24 protein-coding genes are annotated in these 23,344 nt (G+C 42.1%); 4 read left to right on the forward strand and 20 right to left on the reverse strand.

Features of this window, described 5'->3' with window-relative positions; translation table 11 throughout:
- Window positions 1-402: 402 nt before the first annotated feature.
- The 15 genes from ACTQ45_RS06230 to ACTQ45_RS06300 form a co-directional block, all read right to left on the reverse strand.
- On the reverse strand, window positions 403-597 hold the full coding sequence (locus ACTQ45_RS06230) for a YwbE family protein (RefSeq protein ID WP_441753182.1): 195 nt from the start codon (window positions 595-597) through the stop codon (window positions 403-405).
- Complete coding sequence (locus tag ACTQ45_RS06235) at window positions 594-1,454, reverse strand: aminoglycoside 6-adenylyltransferase (protein WP_441763335.1); 861 nt, start codon at window positions 1,452-1,454, stop codon at window positions 594-596. Before ACTQ45_RS06235 ends, ACTQ45_RS06230 begins: the two co-directional genes overlap by 4 nt.
- Before the next feature lie 48 nt (window positions 1,455-1,502).
- Window positions 1,503-2,222 carry a YebC/PmpR family DNA-binding transcriptional regulator gene (locus tag ACTQ45_RS06240; RefSeq protein ID WP_441763271.1) on the reverse strand — a complete coding sequence of 240 codons (720 nt, stop codon included), beginning with the start codon at window positions 2,220-2,222 and terminating at the stop codon, window positions 1,503-1,505.
- Between the two features lie 77 nt (window positions 2,223-2,299).
- Window positions 2,300-2,788 carry a PaaI family thioesterase gene (locus ACTQ45_RS06245; RefSeq protein ID WP_441753186.1) on the reverse strand — a complete coding sequence of 163 codons (489 nt, stop codon included), beginning with the start codon at window positions 2,786-2,788 and terminating at the stop codon, window positions 2,300-2,302.
- Window positions 2,789-2,983: 195 nt separating this feature from the next.
- Window positions 2,984-3,937 carry a Gfo/Idh/MocA family protein gene (locus tag ACTQ45_RS06250; RefSeq protein ID WP_441753187.1) on the reverse strand — a complete coding sequence of 318 codons (954 nt, stop codon included), beginning with the start codon at window positions 3,935-3,937 and terminating at the stop codon, window positions 2,984-2,986.
- A gap of 97 nt (window positions 3,938-4,034) precedes the next feature.
- Window positions 4,035-4,448 (reverse strand): GNAT family N-acetyltransferase, encoded by a 414-nt coding sequence (locus tag ACTQ45_RS06255; RefSeq protein ID WP_441753189.1) that lies wholly within the window; start codon window positions 4,446-4,448, stop codon window positions 4,035-4,037.
- A 434-nt stretch (window positions 4,449-4,882) separates the two neighbouring features.
- A complete protein-coding gene (locus ACTQ45_RS06260; protein WP_441753191.1) occupies window positions 4,883-5,785 on the reverse strand; it encodes an SDR family oxidoreductase in 903 nt (300 codons plus the stop codon).
- A gap of 136 nt (window positions 5,786-5,921) precedes the next feature.
- Window positions 5,922-6,254 (reverse strand): DUF1294 domain-containing protein, encoded by a 333-nt coding sequence (locus ACTQ45_RS06265; protein WP_441753193.1) that lies wholly within the window; start codon window positions 6,252-6,254, stop codon window positions 5,922-5,924.
- Between the two features lie 60 nt (window positions 6,255-6,314).
- On the reverse strand, window positions 6,315-7,307 hold the full coding sequence (locus ACTQ45_RS06270; RefSeq protein WP_441753352.1) for a tRNA dihydrouridine synthase: 993 nt from the start codon (window positions 7,305-7,307) through the stop codon (window positions 6,315-6,317).
- Window positions 7,308-7,801: 494 nt separating this feature from the next.
- Window positions 7,802-8,257 (reverse strand): PPC domain-containing DNA-binding protein, encoded by a 456-nt coding sequence (locus ACTQ45_RS06275; protein ID WP_441763272.1) that lies wholly within the window; start codon window positions 8,255-8,257, stop codon window positions 7,802-7,804.
- Between the two features lie 192 nt (window positions 8,258-8,449).
- Complete coding sequence (locus ACTQ45_RS06280; protein ID WP_441753197.1) at window positions 8,450-9,319, reverse strand: MurR/RpiR family transcriptional regulator; 870 nt, start codon at window positions 9,317-9,319, stop codon at window positions 8,450-8,452.
- A gap of 54 nt (window positions 9,320-9,373) precedes the next feature.
- A complete protein-coding gene (locus tag ACTQ45_RS06285; RefSeq protein ID WP_441753199.1) occupies window positions 9,374-10,837 on the reverse strand; it encodes a PTS transporter subunit EIIC in 1,464 nt (487 codons plus the stop codon).
- A 54-nt stretch (window positions 10,838-10,891) separates the two neighbouring features.
- Entirely contained in the window at window positions 10,892-11,779 is an 888-nt protein-coding gene (murQ, locus tag ACTQ45_RS06290; RefSeq protein WP_441753201.1) for an N-acetylmuramic acid 6-phosphate etherase, read from the reverse strand.
- A complete protein-coding gene (locus ACTQ45_RS06295; protein WP_441753202.1) occupies window positions 11,776-12,873 on the reverse strand; it encodes a DUF871 domain-containing protein in 1,098 nt (365 codons plus the stop codon). Before ACTQ45_RS06295 ends, murQ begins: the two co-directional genes overlap by 4 nt.
- A gap of 168 nt (window positions 12,874-13,041) precedes the next feature.
- The gene (locus tag ACTQ45_RS06300) at window positions 13,042-13,461 is read right to left on the reverse strand and encodes a cupin domain-containing protein (protein WP_441753204.1); all 420 of its coding nucleotides are present in this window, start codon (window positions 13,459-13,461) and stop codon (window positions 13,042-13,044) included.
- A 132-nt stretch (window positions 13,462-13,593) separates the two neighbouring features.
- Here ACTQ45_RS06300 and ACTQ45_RS06305 point away from each other — a divergent pair, with 132 nt between their 5' ends.
- Window positions 13,594-14,112, forward strand: coding sequence for a hypothetical protein (locus ACTQ45_RS06305; protein WP_441753205.1), 519 nt, complete (start codon window positions 13,594-13,596; stop codon window positions 14,110-14,112).
- 687 nt (window positions 14,113-14,799) lie between these two features.
- On the opposite strand, the gene ACTQ45_RS06310 is transcribed toward ACTQ45_RS06305, so the two are convergent.
- Window positions 14,800-15,855 carry a hypothetical protein gene (locus ACTQ45_RS06310; protein ID WP_441763273.1) on the reverse strand — a complete coding sequence of 352 codons (1,056 nt, stop codon included), beginning with the start codon at window positions 15,853-15,855 and terminating at the stop codon, window positions 14,800-14,802.
- A 333-nt stretch (window positions 15,856-16,188) separates the two neighbouring features.
- Here ACTQ45_RS06310 and ACTQ45_RS06315 point away from each other — a divergent pair, with 333 nt between their 5' ends.
- Entirely contained in the window at window positions 16,189-17,103 is a 915-nt protein-coding gene (locus ACTQ45_RS06315; RefSeq protein ID WP_441753208.1) for a glycerophosphodiester phosphodiesterase, read from the forward strand.
- Between the two features lie 77 nt (window positions 17,104-17,180).
- On the opposite strand, the gene ACTQ45_RS06320 is transcribed toward ACTQ45_RS06315, so the two are convergent.
- The 3 genes from ACTQ45_RS06320 to ACTQ45_RS06330 all read right to left on the reverse strand — a co-directional run bounded on the left by ACTQ45_RS06320 (window position 17,181) and on the right by ACTQ45_RS06330 (window position 19,689).
- Complete coding sequence (locus ACTQ45_RS06320) at window positions 17,181-18,371, reverse strand: DUF998 domain-containing protein (protein WP_441753210.1); 1,191 nt, start codon at window positions 18,369-18,371, stop codon at window positions 17,181-17,183.
- Window positions 18,372-18,459: 88 nt separating this feature from the next.
- Complete coding sequence (locus tag ACTQ45_RS06325; protein ID WP_441753212.1) at window positions 18,460-19,143, reverse strand: Crp/Fnr family transcriptional regulator; 684 nt, start codon at window positions 19,141-19,143, stop codon at window positions 18,460-18,462.
- A gap of 99 nt (window positions 19,144-19,242) precedes the next feature.
- Window positions 19,243-19,689: an organic hydroperoxide resistance protein gene (locus ACTQ45_RS06330; protein ID WP_441753214.1), complete on the reverse strand. Its 447-nt coding sequence runs from the start codon at window positions 19,687-19,689 to the stop codon at window positions 19,243-19,245.
- A gap of 242 nt (window positions 19,690-19,931) precedes the next feature.
- Here ACTQ45_RS06330 and ACTQ45_RS06335 point away from each other — a divergent pair, with 242 nt between their 5' ends.
- Both ACTQ45_RS06335 and ACTQ45_RS06340 read left to right on the forward strand, forming a co-directional pair.
- The gene (locus ACTQ45_RS06335; RefSeq protein WP_441763274.1) at window positions 19,932-20,771 is read left to right on the forward strand and encodes a DUF72 domain-containing protein; all 840 of its coding nucleotides are present in this window, start codon (window positions 19,932-19,934) and stop codon (window positions 20,769-20,771) included.
- 177 nt (window positions 20,772-20,948) lie between these two features.
- Window positions 20,949-21,545 (forward strand): nitroreductase family protein, encoded by a 597-nt coding sequence (locus tag ACTQ45_RS06340; RefSeq protein WP_441753217.1) that lies wholly within the window; start codon window positions 20,949-20,951, stop codon window positions 21,543-21,545.
- Window positions 21,546-21,589: 44 nt separating this feature from the next.
- On the opposite strand, the gene ACTQ45_RS06345 is transcribed toward ACTQ45_RS06340, so the two are convergent.
- Window positions 21,590-22,918 carry an MATE family efflux transporter gene (locus ACTQ45_RS06345; RefSeq protein ID WP_441763275.1) on the reverse strand — a complete coding sequence of 443 codons (1,329 nt, stop codon included), beginning with the start codon at window positions 22,916-22,918 and terminating at the stop codon, window positions 21,590-21,592.
- Window positions 22,919-23,344: the final 426 nt, after the last annotated feature.

Raw genomic sequence — 23,344 nt, forward strand, 5'->3', positions numbered from 1 at the left:
TCGCGAGTGGGATAATTAAAATCAGATTCTCTGGTAAAATTAAATTCACCGAATTATTCACCATCTTTGGACACTTTTTCTAAGCGAACTCTCACACTCGCTATGTAATCCATACTAATTGTCCCACTCGGAGTTTGAGTGGAACAATTAAAACTTTAACGTGACCACTCGGAGTTTGAGTGGAACAATTAAAACTCTAATGTGACCACTCAGATTCCGAGTGGGACAATTAAAACTTTAATGTGTCGCCTCGAGAAATAAGTTCACGGGTTAGACAGGTGCGTGTAGAGCACCTTAATCAATCCCCCCTCCCCCTACCAACACAAAAAAACGAGCGATCAATTTATTTCAATCGATCGTCCGCCCGCCTTATATTAGTCCTATTTTTCCGAATAAGTTTAATTAAATTATTTCCTTCACGCGCCCAACAATGTTGGATTCAAGCATTACTTTAATCCCGTGGGGATGTTTGGGTGAATTTGTCAAAATGCGTTTGACGACGCCTTCCGTTAGTTTGCCTGTGCCTTGATCTTGTTTCTGCACAACTCTTACTTGTGAGCCGATTTGGATATTGGCTCTTTGTGTTCCTGCTGTCATAAACTGCCTCCTTCGTAATAAATTTGCGTGTAGCGGCGAACGTTCTCGACCTCGGACGATGAAAATGGATAATCCAAGGCGCCCGCCAATTCTTGTGATACTTCTAAATACAATGCTTGGCTGGTTAACAAGGCCTGCCAGATGGAGTTTTCATTCGATAAATCATAAGTAGACTGCAAACGCCGCTCGGTGTCCTCATCCAAAAAGTCCGGCAAAAATTTATAGGCCTTGCCCAAATCCAGCGAGTGCCCCGCTTGATAGACCGCTCGCCAGGCCAACACCTTTAACAATTCCTGACGCACAATCTGTTCGAAATGAGCCGTCGCATACAGATACTCCCCGCGACATAAACCCTTCACCACGTAAGTCGACACCCACCAAAACTCATTACATGCCTTGGCAAACACCTCCGCCGCAGGTAAATGTGTGTGGTACATGACCTCTTGCGACTTTGGCGGACCAAGCAAACGCTGATCCTTATCCAGCAAAACCTGCACGGATGCTTCCACCGCTTGATAATGCTCCCATTCAGCCAGTGGCAGCACAAATAAATCAATCCGATTACCATCTTCAAACAACATCAGATAGGACAAACCCTTTTCAAATGGCGCTTCCGGCTTCTGCATTATCAACCGCGGACCGAAATAATCCAACCACTCATCACTTGCTTCAAAACCAACAATATCACTGACAAAATAAGACACATCGTAGTCTTGAAAAGAATCCCGAATGACAGCCGCCTTCGACCTTGACCCCTCTAACGTAATCAAGCGAATGTGTTCATTCTCTTTGGCAAAACTGAGCAACAAAGCCAGCATATCTTCTTCTGTTCGAATGGCAACCCCCTCCTCACTAATAGAAAATAGGAAAGACGCTCACATTATCCGGAGCGTCTTAGTCTCATGTTAGTAATCTGCGTTATGAATCACATCGGTCACATCATCATCATCTTCCAATGCATCAATCATCTTTTCAAATTGTTCGACACTTTCTGCTGGCAATTCGATTGTCACATTGGGGATCATAGCTAGCTCAGCTTGTGCTAACTCATAGTCAGCTTCCAACACCTCGCGAACCGATTGGAAATCCGCTGGGTCAGAATAGATTTCAAAGACTTCATCAGATGTTATTAACTCCTCGGCACCTGCTTCAAGCACAGCCAACATCATCGTATCTTTATCCACCTCTAAACCTTCTCGCTCAACTGCAAGATAACCTTTGCGCTCAAATTGGAAAGCGACAGAGCCTCTTTCCCCCAGCGTGCCGCCATTATGGGTGAAGGCGGTTCGGACTGAGCCACCCGTGCGGTTACGGTTGTTAGTTAAAGCATAAACTAATACAGCCACACCATTTGGTCCATAGCCTTCATAACTCACTTCATCATAATTTTCACCAGCGCCAGCATCGGTAGCTCGCTTGATGGCGCGCTTAACATTCTCGTTGGGTACGTTAGCTGATCGCGCCTTATCTAAAGCTTGACGAAGCGCTGGATTTAATTCTGGATCTGCACCATTTTTAGCGGCCACATAAATTTCACGCGCTATTTTTTGAAATATTTTGCCACGTTTGGCGTCTTGTGCATTTTTACGGCCTTGTATATTTTTCCATTTTGAATGTCCTGCCATTTCCTCACGTCCTATCTTGTAGTCTCTTTAGCTTATCATATTGCCTTGTTAGCGACAAATCCGACTCAACATTCTAATCAATCTGTAAATTTCGGTGGAATTGATGTAATACCGTATTTTTCATACTGGCTCTTCATTTGCTCTTGACGTTCTTTAATCACCAGTAGTTTCGAAGTTCCATGACACAATAATTTACCGCTTTGGTCAGTAATGGTCGCTTCCGATAGGCAGACCGTACGCCCAACCTTAACTGCTTTTGATGTAACAATCAACGTTCCCTTTGTAACGGTTCCCAATAAATCAGCCTTTAGATCAATCGTCGTCAAGCCATCCGCTTCATCTAGCTGGCCGTATGCCGCCCAGTAAGTCGCGCTATCGATTAAAGATTCGTAGACACCACCATGAATGCCACCATAAGGATTCAAGTGTTTTTCTTCTACTATCATTTCCATGCGGCAAGAATCAATGCCCAACTCGATTGTTTTCATTCCTAATAGCGAAGCGAATGGACTCGCGTTCGCAAATTTTAATAAGACGTCTATATGTTCTGGATTTAATGTTTTCATGTTATGCTCCCTTCAATTATACCCTGTCGAAATACTATGTATTACTTATATTAACCAGTGCTATGACCGTTTTTCAGCCTCTAGAAGATCCTTTCACCTCGCGTGACTAGGGCATTCCCCACCAATCTTTGTCAAATCCAGCCAAACAAAAAAAGCGCCTAGCCACACACGGTAGACACTCTCCATTGATTTCTCTTAGCCTAAGCCAACAGACGCTTTCAATTGATCAACTAAACGTGCAATGTTCAAGGTATCCTGATGGGACATCAAAGGACTCTCAAGCTTTTGCTCACGAAGACAGTCAACCGCATGCTGAATTTCACTATAGAAATCGTCATGGTCGTAGCCAACGTCAATCCGCTCTGTTTCCCCATCAATCGTCAACTCATAGCTAGCCGCCCGGTGGAAATCTGGAATACGTACTGACCCCTTCGTTCCTTCAATGATAGCAACCGTCTCAGTTTCACGGTCAAAAGCCGTTTCAATCACACCTGTCACTCCACCTGCTTCCAGAGTCGCGTTAACATAAATTTCAATATTATTCGGATGCATCACATACTCAACCTCCACCACTTCCATCGGCGACGGCATAAAATCCTCCAGGACTGATAGATTGTAAACGCCCATATCCAACAACGTCCCGCCTTGCACCGGTTCGAAATGATAGCTCGACGTCGCCTCATTGAACACATGACATAAAGAAGTCGTCACTTTACGAATTTCACCAATTTCTCCCTGGTCAACACGAGCCTTTAACTCGATATAAGCCGGCACAAATCGACTTTTCTGCGCCTCCATAAAGAAAACTCCCTCAGCGGCCGCTAAATCTATCATTTCCTTAGCTTGAGTATGTGTCAAAGCCGCAGGCTTCTCACATAATACCGCCACTTTCGCCTTCAAAGCTTGCTTAACCCACTGAGCATGGTATTTGTGCGGCACCGCAATATAGACTGCGTCGACCGCTGGATCCTCCAATAAGGCTTGATAGCTATCGTAAGCACGCTCACTGGGATGAACTGCACGAAACTGCTCGGCCTTCTCCATCGTACGACAAGCCACCGCATATAAACTCGCCCCCTCAACTAACTCTAAAGCTTCCGCAAAGCGATTCGCAATATTGCCTGCACCAATAATTCCCCATTTGACCATTTGACACCTCAATCTCTAAATTTTCCTACTTAAACAATAAGCGTTTCCAACCTCAAGAATAGCACAATCCGTCACATTCTCAAAACAATTTAACTAGTTATTGACGCAACCTAGTGAAAGCTCGTATCCCGATCTGATTGACCCTTTCAAAGCCCAGTGACTCGTAAAACAACTGCGTTTTCTCGGTATCATCAGTCATCAAATGTAATTGATAAACTTTTGAGAATTCGGACACAATAAGATTCAACAATTTCTGGCCAAGGCCACGGCGTTGAAAATTTGGATGAATTAATAAATCTTGAATAAAAACAATTGAATAGCCATCGCCAACCACACGAATGATGCCGACTAATTGCTCCCCCTCAAAAGCAGCCAATACTTTTAAGGAATGTTTGAAGGCACTGCGTAACATTTGAGGATTTTGCGTATAATTGGTCCAGCCAACACTTGCATAAAGCGCCAAAACTTCTGCCTCTTGATAAGTTTCATAGACCTGAATCGTCACCGTCATCTGTTCCACTCCCTTTCTAGACCACCTAAAAGACAAACTAAAAAATACCAACTATTGACTAATAAAGACAAACACATTGAGCGCTTGCCACTTAGACTTGTTTGTCTTAAATATTAACACAGTTACTTCATTCATTGCAGTCGCAAGCATGAAGTCCTGTTAATTTCCACTGCCACATCCCATGATTAATGCTCCTTAATCGCAGCCTATCAACTTTTCCATAAGGAACCCCACCTGATAGGCTTCTACTCAATAACTCTTACTCAAAACGAAGAACTTTTAGACGGCTTGATCCATTAAAAGCCAAGTTCTCACTTAGATTCTATTCCATAAAGAATCCCCCTTATAGACGGTTGCAAAAAGCAGCCGTCTATAAGGGGGATTTGTTAGTCATTCTGATAGCAGACCTTCATCAAGTGCAAGCTCACTAATTGTTATAAGTCTGTTTCCGAACCACCTGTGACACCATAAATTTGACCAGTGACATAACTGGCTTCTTGAGAAGCTAAGAAGACATACACTGGGGCTAATTCAACAGGTTGTCCAGCACGTTCTAAGGTCTCTGATTGACCAAAAGTTTCTAAATCGCCGTCTAATTTCCCGCCATCTAATTGGAGTGGTGTCCAAATGGGTCCCGGTGCCACACTATTCACGCGCACACCTTTTTTACCAAAATACTTGGACATTCCAACTGTAAAGTTTGAAATGGCCGCTTTGGTTACTGCATAATCCAATAGTGAAGCAGATGGATCTGTCGCTTGAACAGAACTGGTTGTGATGACTGCACTCCCTGCTTTTAAATGCGGTTCAGCCGCCTTTAAGGCCTCATACATACTTATAATATTGACTTGGAACGTATCATTTATTTGTTCCATTGTTAAATCCGTTAAAGTTTCTGTTGCGATTTGTTGGGCGGAATTTAAGACTAGAATGTCTAAGCCACCTAAAGCTTTGACGGTTTGTTCCACTAATTGCGTTGCGACACCTTGTTGACGTAAATCGCTAGGAATAGCAACGGCCTTACGACCGGCTGCTTCAATTAACTTCGTCACCGCTTCGGCATCTGGCTCTTCGCCTGGGAAATATTGAAAGACGACATCAGCACCTTCACGTGCATAAGCAATAGCAACGGCTCGTCCAATCCCCGAATCAGCACCCGTAATTAGCGCACGACGCCCTTCCAAACGCCCCTTACCTTCATAAGACTCTTCTCCACAATCTGGTACTGGCATCATGTCTTCTTGTAAAGCGGGTGATTTTGCAATTGCTTCGTTTTCTTGTGAGAAACCTTCTGTGTAATATTGCTTTCTAGGATCTTTGACTTTGTCATTTGTCATAAAATTGCCCTCTCTATGTTTAGATACTCTTAGTATAGCATGCAAGAAAACACATCGTTAATGATATGCAAGCTCTAATACCTAAGCACATGATAAAGAAGCTAAGGACATTCTTTTCTTTATAAAATATTAATTTTTATAAAGAAAAGGTTAAACCAACAATCCCTTCAATCATTAAGACATCCAGCAAATGAACGAGTAGCCAAACACCGACGCAAAGTGTGAACAAAGCACTCAAGGGGACAACAATCTGGAATAATAAATGTTTCGTTTTATGACGGGCGATTCGCATGGCCAAAAGCGCACCCACGCCTCCTAAACACACACTTGAAAGAACTAAACGCTTTTCTGATAGACGATAAGCCCCGCTTCGCGCTAGCTTTTTATCTTTTGTAAATAAATAATAACTATAACTATTTAAAACCAATAATAATACCATTGCAATCAGTATTCCTTCGATTTTTCTCATTCCTTTCCTAAAAAAACACCTTCTAATCATAATGTTTAGAAGGTGTCGATTAGATTTAAATTAATCATTTTCAAAAGCCAAAGCTTCTTCTGCTTGTTTTACTTCAAAGTCATCTAACATCACACGAACTTCGTCAGTTGACTTGGTATCCATTAAGGCCACACGTAAATCACTTGCGCCACGGAATTCGCGCACATATATTTTGAAAAAGCGTAAGAGCGGTCTGAAATTACGCGGCTCTTCAGTAGAATGTTGATCAAATAAATCAAGATGTAATCTCAATAGATTCAATAAATCCTTGCTGTCGTGCTCTTTAGGTTCGATTTCAAATGCATAAGGATTGTGGAAGACACCGCGACCAATCATCACACCATCCACGCCATATTTGTCAACTAATTCTAAACCAACTTGACGATTGGGAATATCACCGTTAATCGTTAATAAGGTATTCGGCGCAATTTCGTCACGCAATTGTTTAATTTCCGGAATCAATTCCCAATGTGCATCCGCTTTACTCATTTCAACTTTCGTACGTAAATGAATCGATAAGTTTGCAATATCTTGCTCCAATAAATGTCTCAACCATGTACGCCATTCCTCAATCTTCGCATGACCTAAACGCGTTTTAACACTGACTGGTAAACCACCCGCTTTAGCCGCTTGAATCAAATCAGCTGCCACTTCAGGACGTAAAATCAAGCCTGCACCGCGTCCATGTTTAAAGACGTTTGGCGCCGGACAGCCCATATTTAAATCGATGCCCTTGAAGCCCATCTCGGCCATCCCAATGCTCATACGCTCGAAGTATTCAGGCTTATCCCCCCAAATATGCGCCACAATCGGCTGCTCATCCGCTGTAAACGTCAAACGCCCACGTACACTCTCGATACCATCTGGATGACAATAGCTCTCACTATTCGTAAATTCCGTAAAGTATACATCCGGTGCCGCCGCCTCAGCAATCACATGACGAAAGACGACATCCGTCACGTCCTCCATCGGCGCTAATACGAAAAATGGCCGTGGCAATTCTTGCCAAAAGTTTTCTTTCATTTTCTCACAAATTCCTTTCATTCACACTCGCTCTTCCCTTTGATTCTTGAACCAAAGTCAAACAGCCAGTCAATCTCCCGTTTATAAACAAAGAAAAAGCAGATTTAATCTGCTCATTTAAAGTGCATTTAATTGTTATTAGTCCTATATTCCAAGAAATTCTATTGTAACAAACTTCGCTCAAAAAGACAGTACTAATTGCACTCTGGACGCTTTTTTAGAGAATTTTTAAGCAATTAAGTCCGCTTGTAACCAGTCATTAGACACAATGACGCGCTTTGCTTCATAAACAGATGATCAGCCTCGTAAATAATCTGGACTTTCACCCCTTCAACATTCTGCCGCTAGTTTACGGCGGTTAAAACCAGGATGAATGCTATCCGACTAAACGCTCCAAATTTTATTCTCGCCTGATAACAATAAAAAACGCCTCCCTTGGCATAACTTTCGCCAAAGAAAACGTTCCCTTCAGAATAGGACTTTAAGCCACATGACTATTTATCAAAATCCATTAACTTCAAACCGACGGCCTCATCCTGACTCCGCTCAATAGTACCGTCTAACATAGTACCGTCTAACATAGTACCGTTTAACACCGTTGCATAACTCTCCATTGTGACACTCGTATAAGCTTCGTTTAAATGTCCACCAATTGTCGACAGATCACTACGCCCCAGCACAATATGTAAGGGCGGATGGTACTTGCCGTCATTTAAAGTCAAGCTTCCCGTTAAAGAGAGTACCTCAAATTCTTCTTCTAATTGGTGTTTTTCATAATCACGCGTATTTAGATGGAAGAACGCTAAATCAACCTTATCCACAGCGCCAATGCCAGTAATAGTCGCCGCTTGAATTGTCCCCTTTTCAGTTAAAGCCTCCATACTAGCCATGATTTTCTCACCAACTGCTAATTTCACAATAATCTGTTCACCAAATAGTTTGTATTCCAAGCCAAATTCTCCTTTCGAAAGTGGTCTTCCTAGCCAATCTAACCGTCGCTTACTCTACTTTAGTCTATCGAAGCTTGCCCTTAGTTTTTTTAAAAAAAGAAGATGCTCGACAGCTTGTGGACCTAAGCCTCCGCTACCAATAGAAAATCCCCGTCTAAGCGACAGGTGTCAGCTTGAAAACGGGGCTTCTCGCTATTTTCTAAATTCTTCAAACAGTTGCTCGAATTTGGCAGTAGCTTGGCGGGACTTATTTAAATGGGTCAGATTGTGTTGATAATTCTTCGCCATAAAATGATAGAAGATAATATCAACGGCATACATCTGACTCAACAATGAGATGGTCGCGCCACTTCTGAGTGGTGCTTCCTGCGTATCAGCTGTTGTCAGGCCAATATCGGCTAATTCTCTTAGCGGGTTAAGGGAGTCTTTCGTTAAAGAAACCGTGTTTAAGCCGAGGTCATTCGCCAGTTCCATTAACAATAAACCTTCTCCTTTATCGCCACTATTGGAGATACCGATATAAACACACCCTACTTCAGCGATTGCCATCAATGCCGACATTTCGTGCGCATCTTGCGTACAAAAGACTTGCTTGCCAATCCGGTTAAATTTTTGTTTGATGTCTGAGGCAACTAAAAACGAAGCGCCCAGACCATGGATAAACATTGCGGGAGCTTGAGCAATTAAATCAACAACTTGATCAATCGACTCATCTTCTAAGACTTCATTGGTTTTTTCAAAGAAGAAATTAGTATTAAATAATAATTTTTTCTTGATGTCTTCTAGAGCCTCATTAGGGGCAATATCGGTCAAGAGTCCCGCATCGATTTGCGCCGACTGTGCTGAGAGCTGTATTTTGAATTCGGTGAAGCCTTTAACACCAATCGAATTACAGAAACGGATGACTGCGGCTGAACTTGAACCGGCCTCGGCTGCCAACTTGGTGGCACTCATTTGAATAATCTCCGTCGGTTTCTTCAGAATAAGTTCGCCAATTTTCCTTTCGGATACAGGCAATGACGGTAATTGGCTTTTAATTGTCATCAATAATGTTTGAGCCACTTCGTTACTCCTCTCGTCATCTTTTTATCTATCTATTATACTTTATGCTGTTGATTAAAGTGATGCGTCGATTTCAGTTGCTTCCATAGCTTCTGCTGGTACACCGAACAAGTAAGTTGCGATGAAACCACCAACGTATGCTGCGACTAAACCTAAAGCATACCCCCACCATTTGCCATCAGCAATTAATGGAAGTAAAGCAACACCACTTGGTCCAACGGCAGTTGCGCCAACTTGACCAATCGCACCGATTACAGCACCACCAATACCACCACCAATACAAGCTGTGATGAATGGACGACCTAAAGGTAAAGTAACTGCATAGATTAAAGGTTCGCCGATTCCTAGGATACCTACGGGTAATGACCCTTTAATGATGTTAGTTAATTGTTTGTTTTGGCGACATTTCATCCAAATCGCGAATGAAGCCCCCACTTGCCCCGCACCTGCCATCGCAAGGATTGGTAATAATAAAGTTGAACCAGTCTCAGCAATCATTTCAATATGGATTGGTGTTAATACTTGGTGTAAACCAAACATTACTAATGGTAAGAAGGTTGATCCCAGTACGAAGCCGGCAAATGCGCCACCTACTTCAAGTACCCAGTTAATACTACCAATTAAACTAGCTGAAATCACACCTGCGATTGGCATAATTAGGAAAATTGTGATGAGTCCCACTACAATTAATGATACAGTTGGTGTCACAATAATATCTAATGAATCTGGCACAACTTTGCGTAATTGTTTTTCAACGATTGATAGAATGAAGACTGCAAAGATTACTCCGATCACCCCACCTTGACCAGCACTTAACGGATCACCCGTGAAAAGGTTAGTCAGTGGTTGGTCGACGTTCATACCGTTTAAGTACACAACCCCGGCAATAACCCCACCAAGACCTTCAGTCGCGCCAAAGACTCTTGCAGCATTAATACCAATATAAACGTTCAGGTAAGCAAATAAACCATTTTGTAAAATTTTCATAACTGAGAAAATTTGTGTCCAAGAGTTTGGATCAAGTGTTCCAGCCGTCATTAAGTTTTGAATAATCGACGCAATCCCACCAATAATCCCTGCCGCAACAAAAGCTGGAATTAACGGAACAAAAATACTTGCGATAATATTTAAGGCACGTTTGAATGGTGTATCATTTTTCTTTTTATAAGCACTTTTTACTTCTTGAGTGATTCGTTGGCCTTCAGCACGACCATCCGTTAAAGAAGTGTCTAAGTTTTCATTGATACTCGCACCTTTTTCTTGACCAGCCATACCTGCCATTTGAGTCGCCACTTTCTGAGCAGTCCCTGGCCCCACAATCACTTGCAGATTGTCACCATCTTGCACAACACCCAAAACGCCCTCAATTTTCTTTAAGGCCTCTTGGTCAACCTGCCCCGCGTTTTTCAAATCAATTCTTACACGCGTCATACAGTTATAGACTTTCGTCGTATTTGCGTGCCCGCCAATGTGCGCGTAAATCCCTTGCGCAATTCTTTCTTCTTTCGATAATGCCATTTTATTTCCTCCTTTTAATCTCCTAATAAAAACACTCATTGCAAAATATGACTCTTATAGCGTCTGGTGAATAAAACCTTTTGCTTGCTCTAGTTTCGCTGTCGCCTCCTCTTTGTTTGAGCCTGTTAAAATCATAACGATAGCCAATTTAACATGCTTATCCGCTGCTTCAAAAGCCCTTTCTGATGCTTGATAATCACAGTCTGTGGCTTCCATAATAATTCGTTTCGAACGTTCTTCTAATTTCTCATTAGTCGCTTGCACATCGACCATCAAGTTTTGGTAAACTTTACCAATCCCAATCATGGATGCTGTCGAAATCATATTTAAAATCAGTTTTTGAGCTGTCCCAGCTTTTAAACGCGTGGAACCTGTTAAAACTTCCGGTCCACAATCCACTTCAATAGGCATTTGACTGTACTGACTAATCTCACTATTCAAATTACAAGCAATCGTGGCGGTACTTGCGCCAACTTGCGTTGCATATTCCAAGGCACCAATCACATAAGGCGTGCGACCGCTGGCCGCAATTCCTACAACCGTATCTTTAGCGGTTAAATTTAAAGCGACTAAATCTTCCTTACCTAAGACGGTCGAATCTTCAGCCCCCTCAACCGCTACGGTCATCGCTTGTTCACCGCCTGCAATTAAACCAACGACCATTTCTGGTGACACACCAAAGGTCGGCACGCATTCTGCAGCATCCAAGACACCTAAACGGCCACTAGTTCCAGCCCCCATATAAATAAGACGGCCACCTTGTTTAAATGAGGCAATCGCAGCTTTGACGACCGCTTCAATGTCTGGTAACGCTAATTCAACTGCTACTGGTACTTTGCGATCTTCTTGATTCATTTTCGCCAACATCTCTGCTAAACTCATTCCATCCAAATTCATGGTCTCTCGATGACGACTTTCGGTCGTTAATTTATCTAAATTCATTCTATTTCCTCCCAATCAAACTCAAACTTTTGTCCCGGTCCACAATAATTGACTAAGTCCCTATAGTCACTTTGAATATGACCTAAAACATTGACACGTTCATCTGCTTTTAATGCTCTTTTCGTTACCTGAACTTCTCCTGCATATCGTTCATAAGCGTCATTGTCAATCGTAATAGTTCCTTTCGGCCGCTTGGCTGCCTTGCTCAAAGCCTTGACCGGCTGACTTTTCCGCAAGCGTGCCTCGGCACTTCGAATCACATCTCTCGCTCCATCCAGACGGTTGCTGTGGCGCCCTTTCAAGCTAGTCACTTGTTGCTTTATTAGTTGATCATCGGCTGGCGTTATGCCTTGAGCTAATCGAATGGGTAACGTGAGGACATCTTCTTTTATATACTTCTCAAACAGCATGATTGCCTTAGCTGATAATTGTGGATCACCTATGTAAATATGGTCGACTTTAAAGCGTTTGACCATTTCAAGTGCCGCCACAAATGCTTGGCCACCGCGGTGTTTTTCTAGTGTGGGTAATGTTTCATAGAGTGGCCCTCTCAAGCGTTGATCCCCTGGTACAAAAGCCATGACCGTAAAGCCTTGCGCCTGCAACCACAGATTTTTCAACTCAAATTCTTGACTCCCTAATCCTGTTTCTGGCCTTGGATAATAATTATGCCAGGCCTCCATCCGCGTGAAATCGGCCTTTGCAGCTTTCAATTGTGACACGTCAGCTTGTGTGAGCGTGCTGGCGTTTAAAGCAATCTTTATGTGCTGACTTAAGCCGGCAATCACCTGATTTGAAATACCATAGTCCATTCGAAGGCCCGTAATCCCCCAGTCCACTAAGGGAAAAACATTGTCAAAGTCCAAACCTAATTTAGCTAACGCATTCCCTGAAATATCAATGACTAATTCCAAGCCGTGTTCTTTGGCAATGGCCCCAAGACTTTGCAATCGTTCCAAGATTGGTCCGTTCTCTTCTTCTGGTATATGAATCGACGAGAAGATCCCCTTGAAGCCGGCTACTTTCATGGCTTGTATATACGCCAGATGTTCATTGGTCAAAGCCTCATTGAGAAAAATTGAAAAGCCAAACATCGAACCCCTCCTTGTAATCGTTTTCCTTCATCTTTATTATACTGACGTAAAATAATATTTCAAGTATTTTGCATAATTATTCATTTACATAAAACTTAATTTTACAAATAGGTCGGTTTTTCAGGCGAAAACAAGCAAAAAAAGACCCAGAATGGGTCTTTTGCTTGATTAATGTTCGTTTGGATCGTCAAGGTCATCTTGTTGCGTTTTGTGAACGGTACCTGGCTTATGTTCAATGGCACCATAGACCGTAATCATCTTCACATCTTCCTTACCTTCATTAATGATATTGTGCCACATGCTTGCTGGGACGAGCACGCTGTCACCTGCTTTAACTAAGTGTTCTTCTAAGTTATCTTCCATCTTTCCGACTTGTGCGGTTGCTTGCCCTTGAACGATTTGGTAAAGCTGGTCAATGCCAGCATGGGTTTCGAGTCCCATCTCAGTGCCTGTTGGAATTGTCATTAAAGTGATTTGTAAGTTAACACCTGACCAAAGCGTGGTTCTAAAATTATCATTCTCGAGTGCCAATGCTTCTAAACTATCAAATCTTGGTATTTTGCCATTGTCTGTAAAATCAAAACTCATTGTAAACGCCTCCTTGTTAAGGTAAGTGTAATTCAAAAATCAGTCGACAAGCAAGAAGGTTTAGTTGGTGTAAGCACTCTAGGGTTTTCGTTCCTATTTTGCTATAATTGTTTTAAGGAAGAAGGTGGGCCGTTGGAGGCAAAACATTTACAATTAGTGGCGTCGGGGCCTGAGGAAAAGGTTTGGCTGGCAGAGATTACGGATGAGGATGAAACCTTTAAGTTAAAGCGAGATTTCTTGCCGGAAAAACAGGCCAGTATTTGGGATTTGTATCCGGGCTGGTATCAAATTAATGGTTTGGTGCCTGGTTTGGCGCCTTTTCAAAAGGAATACGTCAAGGTGGAGCATGGCGAAATGACGCGTTTTCTGAATTTTCGTTGGATGATGCAGGAGTTGCCCAAAATCAAGGCCTACGAGCCGCAGCGTTTAGAGCGCGTCAAACATCAAATCCGTTTGGAATTGGATGAAATCAAAGAGGCGGCTCCTTATGAGCCAGTGGCCGAGGCGATTGAGCGTCAAAAAGAAGATTTGGATCTATTGGAGTCGTCGAGCCAGGCGATTGCCAGTTTGGGCATGGTGCGTAAGCGAAAAGCTGCGATTATTAAGCAATACAATGACCATTTCGAAAATTGGGAGGAACATTGGGACTAGAATTGGAAGCTTTCGGATGACATAATGGCGGAGTATTGCCTTTGCAAGGCTTGCCGATAGCATTCTGTGAATTTTGATGAATTTAGGCTTTAATTTCCGCGATATTCTTAAGGTAATTAAATATTTAACTTTTAATGTGTTAACTCGCGGTTTGAGTCGACATGTTAACTGGTCTAACGTGTCGACTCGATCTCCAGTCGACACGTTAGATTTGTTGCCGCAAGTCAAATTTCTAACAAGAACTTTAGCGAACGAGTATGTGCCAATTCTACTATTCAAGGTGTCAATAATTAGTCATTTAGCTATCTCGCTACTTTCATAAAATCGTCACGCAATGCAATGGAGTGACTCCTTTAGCTTTCTTTGAAGAAGCACTCGGCTCCAAGGTCTACCTGAAATGCTACACCACTACCAGAAAACATAAAGGTGTCCGACTCTGACTAGTCGGACGATTCATACAAGAGCCAGCTCGCTTCTTTCATAAAAGCGTCACGCAATGTAATGGAGTGACTCCTTTAGGTTTCTTTGAAGAAGCACTCGGCTCCAAGGTCTACCTGAACTACACCACCCCAAGGCACCACAAAAATCACCCAACAACCAGTACTATACCAGTCATCGGGTGAGGCTTAGCGTCTATTCAATTTTACTGTTAATGTTTAATGGCCTCTAAACACTTAAGCACATAAATTATTTGGCTGTGTCGACTTGCGCTTGGAAAGTTTTGGCACCCGCAAAGCCTGCGAATGAACTAATAACTAAGGCGATTAACATACCAAAGAATACGTATAATGAGTATCGGGCCGTAGCATTAGCGATTTCTTCTGCTTGGATGCGTGCGTCTTCAATCGCTTGTTCCGCATCTGCTCTTAATTCCGCAATCGCAGTTTCGGCTTCGGCTAACATTTGCTTCGCTTCTTCAGTGGCTGCAGGATAACCTTCCTGAATATTCTGCACAGCCTCTTCGACTTCTTGCTCTGTTAAATCTGAGTTGTCCGCGATTGCTTGCGTCAAGTCTTCTTCATCAATTTCAGCAGCAAGCCCTTCGACACGCTCTTGAATCGATGTCGTGACCTCGTCAAAGACTTGGGCTGGATCTTCGCCATCAACTACAATACGTTTACCCGCATCAGAAATTTCATTCACGGTCGCATCTAATTGTCCTTGTAAATATTCAGGTTGTAATTGCTCAATATCTGAATTTTCTAGGGCATCGACCACATCTTGTTCTAAGTCCATCGTTGATAAATCAACATTCACATTCTCTGAAATTGTTTGGAAGGCCTCTTCGGATAAGTTGCCAACTGCGTCGCCCGCTGTCGCTAAAGTTGTACCTACCGCATCTCCCGTCACACCGACTAAGGAGCCAACCGCATTAAAGGCTGAAGTTGCAGTGGATGTCATTAAAAAGAACATCGCGATTAAGCTGACTGCCCAAGTTAAGAAACCATGAACAAAGCCGGCGCGACTCGCGGTTAAACCAGCCACGTAACCTGCCAAACCTAAAGAAACGACTAAAGCAAAAATGATCCAAATAACTAAGCCCATGCCAACACCTTTTAAAGGATTGGCGGCGGTTAAGTCTGGCGCTCCAAAACCAATCGACGCTCCTACTAATGAAAACATCAAGCTAGTCGCAATAAAAGTAACAAATCCGGCAAAAATACTGGCCCATGAAATATTCAAACCTGCTTCTCTTGACGGTGCGTCATATACATATTTACTGAAAAAATTACCTTTTCCCATTTCATTCACCTCTCTAAAATTAGTTTATCGACAAGGCAACGTTTGCCCTTTTTTCATACGTTGCGTTAACAATGCATAAGTTTATTACAAACGAGATACATCCTCTTTACATTTTGTTAACTTCTATAAACTATCGTAAACCGGAATTATATTTTTCTCAATTGATACGCTCACTAACTTTCATTCAATCCCCTCTAATATTTCGCCGTAAATTTTATAATAATATTGTACCTTTATATTGTGGGCTTAATATCTTCCGAATGAACTAGCTTGGTTTGCTTTAGGTAGCCAAACTAGCCTATAATAAACTTACAACATCCTTAGGAGGTTCAAATGAAAACACTCAAGACACTGGCAAAATATCTCTGTAAATATCTCCCGCCACTTTGGTTGCTCCTTTATTTATGGCCCAACAAGCAAAAACAATGGCCTTTTTTCGCGGATGCGACAGACAAACCTTATAACATTGCCCACCGTGGCGGTCCTGCTTTAGCGCCTGAAGAAACGTTGGAGGCTTTTACCAAGGCCGATGAGGTCGGTGCGGATATGTTTGAATATGATGTTCACATCACTAAGGACGGTCATTTAATTGCCAGTCATGACCCGACGGTTGATCGCGTCACAACGGGAACTGGGCTAATTAATGGTATGACACTCGCAGAAATCAAGGCCCTTGATGCTGGCGAGAAGTTCGTTGATCTGGATGGTAAGCACGCTTTCCGTGGCAAAGGCATTACGTTAGCAACTGTTGAAGAAATTTTCCAAACCTTCCCAAATAAGCGGGCGGTGATTGAACTAAAAGACACGAATCATCCGGCTTTATATGAAGCAATGGTCCAAGAAATGTGGCGCATTGTGCAAAAACATCAGATGGAAGACAAGGTAATCGTGGCCAGTTTTGACCATGCGATTAATCAGCGTTTCAAAGAAATTTCCAAAGGTCGTGTCGCAATCGGGGCTGGTGAAAGCGAAGCCACGCAATACATCGTCAAGATGGTGTTGCGACTCAACTCTCTGGCCAAAACAGATTCGCAGGCCCTACAGTTGCCGCTCAAACAACGCGGTATTGATTTGACTCAAAGAAACATCGTCAAAGGCGCCCGTCGCCAAGGCATCGATATTTACTACTGGACAATCAATGACCCGATAACCATGCGCAAACTTTTGCGTCAAGGCGTGGACGGTATCATGTCGGATAATCCCGACTTGCTACAAAAGGTTATGGATGAAGAATTTCGGAAAGCCTAAGTAAGCGTCACTGACCAAGCATTTCACCAAAATAAAACACCTCAACGACCGTTTTTTCAAGGTCGCTGAGGTGTTTATTAATTGTCGTTTGGATTTCGGTAATGAACTATCACTTGATATGTCAAAACCTCAGGGTGCAAGGCTTTTTCCAAATGTTGTAAGAGTAACATCAGCCAACTGAAAGCTAAGAAAAAAGCAATTAATTCAAAGCCAGTTAAGGTGATATAGTCACCTACCATATAGAGAGTCGTTACTGCGACCAAGACCGCCCCTAGCGCATACGACAACCATTGAAATTCACGCGTTACTTTTGGCAGTAGCCACTTGACCCCAATAATCATCAAGATGATCATAATTACCAACATCTCAGCTGACTTATTATGATAGTATGGCATCCTGCCTGGCCCATCTGCTGGGAAATAGCCTACCATGCCTAAACTAATAGCGGTGATTGTCAACAAGATACGCAAAATACTTGCACCTAAATGCTTAGGGAACTGCTCTTTCAAGCCGACAAAAATATAATCGACCAAGGCAATCATCAATAAAGCCGATAAAATCAGGGTTGAATTAAATTGCCAAGAACTTGTCGCCTGATTTGACCCTAAAAAGCTCAAGTGAACTTGCCACCACTCTTCTTGATTATTTGTCACCATTGCGATGACTACACCCCCTAATACGACAAACACCAATAGCTTCGTCATAACGGAAGGCGATAGAATCAAAACGAAATGAATCATTAAGTAATGCACCAAGGCAAAGACAATAAAAGCCAATAAAGTGGACAGATAGAGATCCAAATAAAGATTCACAAACAAAGTGGATAACAAATAAAACAAGAAGAGCATGGCGATTAGAATGATGATGGCAAAGGAAATAAGGATGGTCGGGAAATTCCGCCAATAAATTTTCTCTAGATGCGAGTAGCCCTGCCTTTTCCAGCGGACGAAATAAAAAGCAAAAGTCAAGACGCCACTCACGACGCCTAAGGCGGTCACTGTACTCCCAATGGAAAAGCCACCAGTCAAGGCAAATAAGGCTTGCCCACGAAAGAAAAAAATCAGGAAAAAGATGGCCGTCACTAAGACAGAGGGAAACAGAAATTGCCTAAGTGCTGCAATCTGATGGCCTTTATTTAGCGTATCGGACTGTAAACTGTACATATGATTGTCGATAATTAATTGAATTTGATGTTTCTGGGCTAATTGCAGCGCCTGTTTCGATTCAATATATAGATCCATTGTCTGTTCTTGCTTTTCTTGGGTCACTATTCTCCACCTTTTCCTCTGCTTCAGCCATTCTCCACAACTCGTTTCATGCCAACTTCAAAATGGCATCAACTTGAAGTTGGACCGACTAAGCTTGATAAGTTAACTGCTTAAGGCCAGTCTGATCCAAAATTTCAAGCCGATTCGGCTTGGGTTGCTTGACTAGGCCGGCTCTGGTTAATTTTCCCAAACCTCTACTAAAGGACTCAGGTGACATGCCCAAGAAAGAAGCAATATTCTTTTTAGTGGAAGTGAGCGTAATGGTCGTCGTCGCTTGCCTAGCGGCTTCCTCCAATAAATAATTTGCTAAACGACTTTGGACACTTTCGGACGTAATCCAGGTCGTTTGTTGTTCAGATTCCTCCAAGCGCTCAGACAACACACTCAATAATTCAAGCGCAATCTGAGGATTGCTTAACAATAAGTCCTTAAACGTCTCCCGTTGAATACAACAAACTGTCGTTTCCTCAGTTGCTTCAACAAAATATTCATAATGACGGTGTGCAAACAATGCCGGTACACCAACAAAATCGCCAGCTTCCAACACACGCAAATGCTGTTCCTTACCTGAAGTTGCTAATCTAAACATTCGAATTTGACCTTTTTGAACCAGATATAAAGTATCCGCCTCATCGCCTTCTCGGTGAATCAAGTCGCCGGTCGCAAAGTCGCGTTCGATAATCTGCGCTTGAATCAATTCGATTTGTTCAACAGACAGTGACTGGAACAAAGGCATGGTGCTAATGCAATGATGATACTGTGAAAAATCCAATCAGCCACCTACTTTCTCTCAGAGTGTGTCTAAATTTTACCACCAAAACAAATAAAGACCAAACATACACACGCATGTCTGGTCTCAATCACTCACTCTTTATTTTTCTTGACTCGCATCATAGTCCACAGCTTTCACGAACACTTCGATATTGCCCGCAACCGCTTTTGAGTAAGGACACACCGTATGCGCTTCGTCAGCTAATTTCTGTGTAGCCTCACGGTCTAAATCTTGAATCCCCACTTGAATTTCAACTTCCAATTTAAAATCGGCCGCTTCCGGTTTCTTAAATAATCGAACAGTATTCAATACTTGAGACGCATTGGTCACTTTATGCTGACCTTTGACAACCTCTAAAGCACCATGGAAACAAGCCCCATAACCTAAGGCAAATAATTGTTCCGGATTTTGACCCTCACCCGTTCCACCCATCCCTTTTGGTGTTGAAATTTTCACTTCATATGACCCATCCGCTAAATAACTGAAGCCATCACGTCCCCCAGTATTCACAGCACTTGTTTCGTAAAGTTGTTTGTAATCTGACATATTTAAAACCCCTTTCCTTGATAACTCTATTATAAAACACTTTCGCAACAAGCGCCTTGACCTAGGTCAAGCTCCCCACATTCAGGAAGGTTCTATTTTTTTATGATAAACTAATGACACGAACAAACTGAATCAGACAAGCCATTAACCCCTCCGTTCAAAATAGGACCCATCACTTGACGGCGCTTAATAATTGACGGGTGGCTGACAAGTTTAAAGTAAAAGATTAAAGGAGGTGCCACATGATTCAAATTGGTTTGACAGGTTGGATGGACCATCCGATGCTACACACTCAATCTAAACACAAACTCGTGGACTACGCGTCTCACTTTCCAATCGTTGAGCTGGATGCAAGCTTTTATGCGATTCCTTCCCAAGAGCGGATACTTCAGTGGCTGAAACAAACACCAGACAACTTTCAGTTTATCACCAAAGCCTATGGACCGATGACGCAACATGCCCGGCGCCCTGACGAAAGCCGGCCGCTCAAAGAGCTTTTTGCCACCTTTAGCCAACACTTTAGACCGATGGTCGACAGCGGGAAACTGACCGCCTTTCTCTTTCAATTTCCACCTTACTTTACTTGTGTGAGAGAAAATGTCAGATACTTGCGCCAAGTCCGCACTCTAATGGGCGATGTCCCAATTGCGGTCGAATTTCGTCATCCTAGCTGGTTGAGTCCCGACTACGCCACCGAAACGTTACAATTTTTGCAGCACTACCACTTGATCCATGTCGTGGTCGACCAACCTCAAACACCGCATAATTCCGTGCCTTTGGTCGCCACTGTGACACATGAGAAACAAAGCATCCTGCGTTTACATGGTCGCAATTACGACGGCTGGCTCGGTGTAGACGACAGTCAAGATTGGCGTCAAGTCCGGACCCTATATCAGTATTCACCCGATGAATTAAACAACTTTAAAGACATCACGCTCACTCTAGCGGATGCTTCAGAAAATGTGGCTGTTATTTTCAACAATAACTCTGGTGGACATGCGGCTCCAAACGCCAAAGAATTTCAGAAACTACTGGGAATCCATTACGAAAACCTTGCCCCTCGACAGTTAGATTTATTCTGATAATTATCCATAGGACTCCCCTCGTCATATGATTGGGGGTCTTATTTTGCCATTAACTTTATAGAAAACGTATTCATTATATTTATTTCGAATTCGAGGGTTTACAATCATTCAAATGCATGTTATATTATTAATCAGTTAGTTAAATACATTCAAAAACAGAGGAGATTTACATTCATGACAGCATTTAAACAAGTAATCAAAAACCGTCGTTCAATTTACGCCTTAGGTAACTCAAGCGAGTACTCAATCGAGGAAATCGTTTCATCAATCCGTGAAACACAAAAAGATGTTCCTTCAGCTTTCAACAGCCAAACCTCTCGCTTAGTGATTCTAAACGGTGAAGCGAACACTAAATTCTGGGACTTAATTTTAGAAGTTCAAGAAAATGTCTTAGACCAAGCGACTTGGGATTTCATGTCACCCATCATGCATGGTGCGAAAAACGGTATTGGTACAATTTTATTCTTCGAAGACCGCGATGCTGTCGCAACAATGCCTACAGTGGGTCAACGTACTGAAGCATACAAACAAAACAACTCAGCTAACTCACAATATGCTGCATGGTTAGCATTAGCTGAAATGAACTTAGGCGGATCTCTACAACACTTTAACGTTGGCTATGAGCAAGGCTTTGATAAAGCCATTCGCGACATGTTCAATTTACCAGATTCATACGAATTAATCGCTCAAATGCCTTTCGGTTCAATTGAACAAGCAGCTGGCGAAAAAGAATATATCGATTCAGATGTTCAAGTTCAATTAATTAAATAAATCTACACAAAAACCGCCAAAATTAGGCGGTTTTTTTCTTGTTATTAGTTAAGTCGCTCGACCGATTTTATTAGCAAGTAAACGGCTAAGACACAGGTCAAGGCTTCAACGATTAATAAGGTTAACCAGATACCTACCAAACCAAACCACATGGACATGACAAACAGAATTGGAATGATAAATACGATACCACGTAAAGCAGACAGTCTTAGGGAGGCCCTCGCTTGATTGATGGCTGCTAAGAAATAGATGACAACGAAGTTGACTCCCGTTAATAAAAATGAAGCGAAATATAAAGGAAGCCCTTGACTCGCAATTTCAGCTAGTTGAACATTCTGTTCACTATTAAAGACAGACACTAAGGCATCTGGCATTAAAAGACCAATCAGGAGAATTATCACGCTTAAAGCGCCTCCTGATCCTAGGGCCATCGTAAGTATTCGCTTAATTTCTTTAGCATTTTTCTGACCATAATAATAACTAATCAAGGGTTGAAACCCTTGACCAAGTCCTGTAAATAAGGAGATAACAATAATATTCAAATTGGCGATGATTCCGTAAGCCGAAACACCAATGGTGCCAACTACTTGTAAAATCATGATGTTGAAGAGAAACATCACGACAGCAGATGAAAATTCATTAAAGAAAGACGAGAAACCTAAACTAGCGATGGCCTTCAGTTCTTTAATGCGCAAGCTTACCTTATGAAACTGTAAATGATGATTGCTTTGACGCCAATGTAAACTTGCGACTAACATCGAGACAATCGGTGAACTTGTCGTTGCAATTGCAGCACCTGTTAAGCCCATTCGAAGTGGGAAAATAAACACATAGTCTAAGACAATGTTAGTTAAACCACCTGCTAACAACGCGATCATCGCTAAACGAGGATTATGATCATTGCGTAGAAATGATATCAAGACAACATTCAACATAAAAAGCGGTGCAAACAGCATGAGAATACCGTAGTAACTAGCAGACATCTCATAAATCTCAGAATTTGCACCAAATAAATTCAATAGTTCTTGAGCAAATAAAGTCGTTAATGCCGCAAATGTTGCAGAAACGAGTAAAGTAAACCAGACCGTCATATTAAACAAACGATTTGCTTCATCTATTTGATTTTTACCTAACGCAATCCCAAACAGTGTTGCTCCACCGATACCAAATAACCAACCTAATCCATTGAATAGACTAATCATCGGCAAGACGATGTTTAAGGCCGCAATCCCTTTAGGCCCCACACCATTTGCGATAAAGAATGTATCCGCAAAAATAAATAATGATTGTCCCGACATACTTAAGACAGCTAAAGATGTATATTGGACAAATAATTGACGTGTGCTACTTGTTTGATTACTTAATTTTTCCACTTGAAACTTCCTCCTCAACATAAAAAAATGCCCCTTCTCTTTTGTTTCAAAGACCTACACAAAAGAAAAAGAGCGTTTCTATCCTATCCGGTGATAAAATAGTCGCATTGATTTAATTAAAATGAATTCTATCACCCCATCTTAGGAATGCCAACTCGTTTCATAAGTAAATTGCGTGTACTATATTACACTTTTAAACATTAACTTATTAGGCAAGGAAGCTTCAATAAAAAAACTTGCCGCGGCCCATTGTCAATCAATAGGCACAACAAAAGATTAACCGATTAACATAATAGTATGACAGCTAAGTTGATTTGCAGAATGTGAATTGGACCAGCAAGCCGCTTTCCCACAAATTTCCCCCGCGAGATTTACGAAAACCTTTGTCTATCATTTACTTATCGAACAAAGTGAATTAACATTAAG

Origin of the sequence: Fundicoccus sp. Sow4_D5 (assembly GCF_052116365.1) — a bacterium.
Classification (GTDB): domain Bacteria; phylum Bacillota; class Bacilli; order Lactobacillales; family Aerococcaceae; genus Fundicoccus.

Bases quoted from the DNA above. Each gene is read 5' to 3' on its own strand.
- ACTQ45_RS06230 (WP_441753182.1), bottom strand. From the start codon at position 597: ATGACAGCAGGAACACAAAGAGCCAATATCCAAATCGGCTCACAAGTA.
- ACTQ45_RS06240 (WP_441763271.1), bottom strand. From the start codon at position 2,222: ATGGCAGGACATTCAAAATGGAAAAATATACAAGGCCGTAAAAATGCA.
- ACTQ45_RS06245 (WP_441753186.1), bottom strand. From the start codon at position 2,788: ATGAAAACATTAAATCCAGAACATATAGACGTCTTATTAAAATTTGCG.
- ACTQ45_RS06250 (WP_441753187.1), bottom strand. From the start codon at position 3,937: ATGGTCAAATGGGGAATTATTGGTGCAGGCAATATTGCGAATCGCTTT.
- ACTQ45_RS06255 (WP_441753189.1), bottom strand. From the start codon at position 4,448: ATGACGGTGACGATTCAGGTCTATGAAACTTATCAAGAGGCAGAAGTT.
- ACTQ45_RS06260 (WP_441753191.1), bottom strand. From the start codon at position 5,785: ATGACAAATGACAAAGTCAAAGATCCTAGAAAGCAATATTACACAGAA.
- ACTQ45_RS06265 (WP_441753193.1), bottom strand. From the start codon at position 6,254: ATGAGAAAAATCGAAGGAATACTGATTGCAATGGTATTATTATTGGTT.
- ACTQ45_RS06270 (WP_441753352.1), bottom strand. From the start codon at position 7,307: ATGAAAGAAAACTTTTGGCAAGAATTGCCACGGCCATTTTTCGTATTA.
- ACTQ45_RS06285 (WP_441753199.1), bottom strand. From the start codon at position 10,837: ATGGCATTATCGAAAGAAGAAAGAATTGCGCAAGGGATTTACGCGCAC.
- murQ (WP_441753201.1), bottom strand. From the start codon at position 11,779: ATGAATTTAGATAAATTAACGACCGAAAGTCGTCATCGAGAGACCATG.
- ACTQ45_RS06295 (WP_441753202.1), bottom strand. From the start codon at position 12,873: ATGTTTGGCTTTTCAATTTTTCTCAATGAGGCTTTGACCAATGAACAT.
- ACTQ45_RS06300 (WP_441753204.1), bottom strand. From the start codon at position 13,461: ATGAGTTTTGATTTTACAGACAATGGCAAAATACCAAGATTTGATAGT.
- ACTQ45_RS06310 (WP_441763273.1), bottom strand. From the start codon at position 15,855: ATGGGAAAAGGTAATTTTTTCAGTAAATATGTATATGACGCACCGTCA.
- ACTQ45_RS06315 (WP_441753208.1), top strand. From the start codon at position 16,189: ATGAAAACACTCAAGACACTGGCAAAATATCTCTGTAAATATCTCCCG.
- ACTQ45_RS06330 (WP_441753214.1), bottom strand. From the start codon at position 19,689: ATGTCAGATTACAAACAACTTTACGAAACAAGTGCTGTGAATACTGGG.
- ACTQ45_RS06335 (WP_441763274.1), top strand. From the start codon at position 19,932: ATGATTCAAATTGGTTTGACAGGTTGGATGGACCATCCGATGCTACAC.
- ACTQ45_RS06340 (WP_441753217.1), top strand. From the start codon at position 20,949: ATGACAGCATTTAAACAAGTAATCAAAAACCGTCGTTCAATTTACGCC.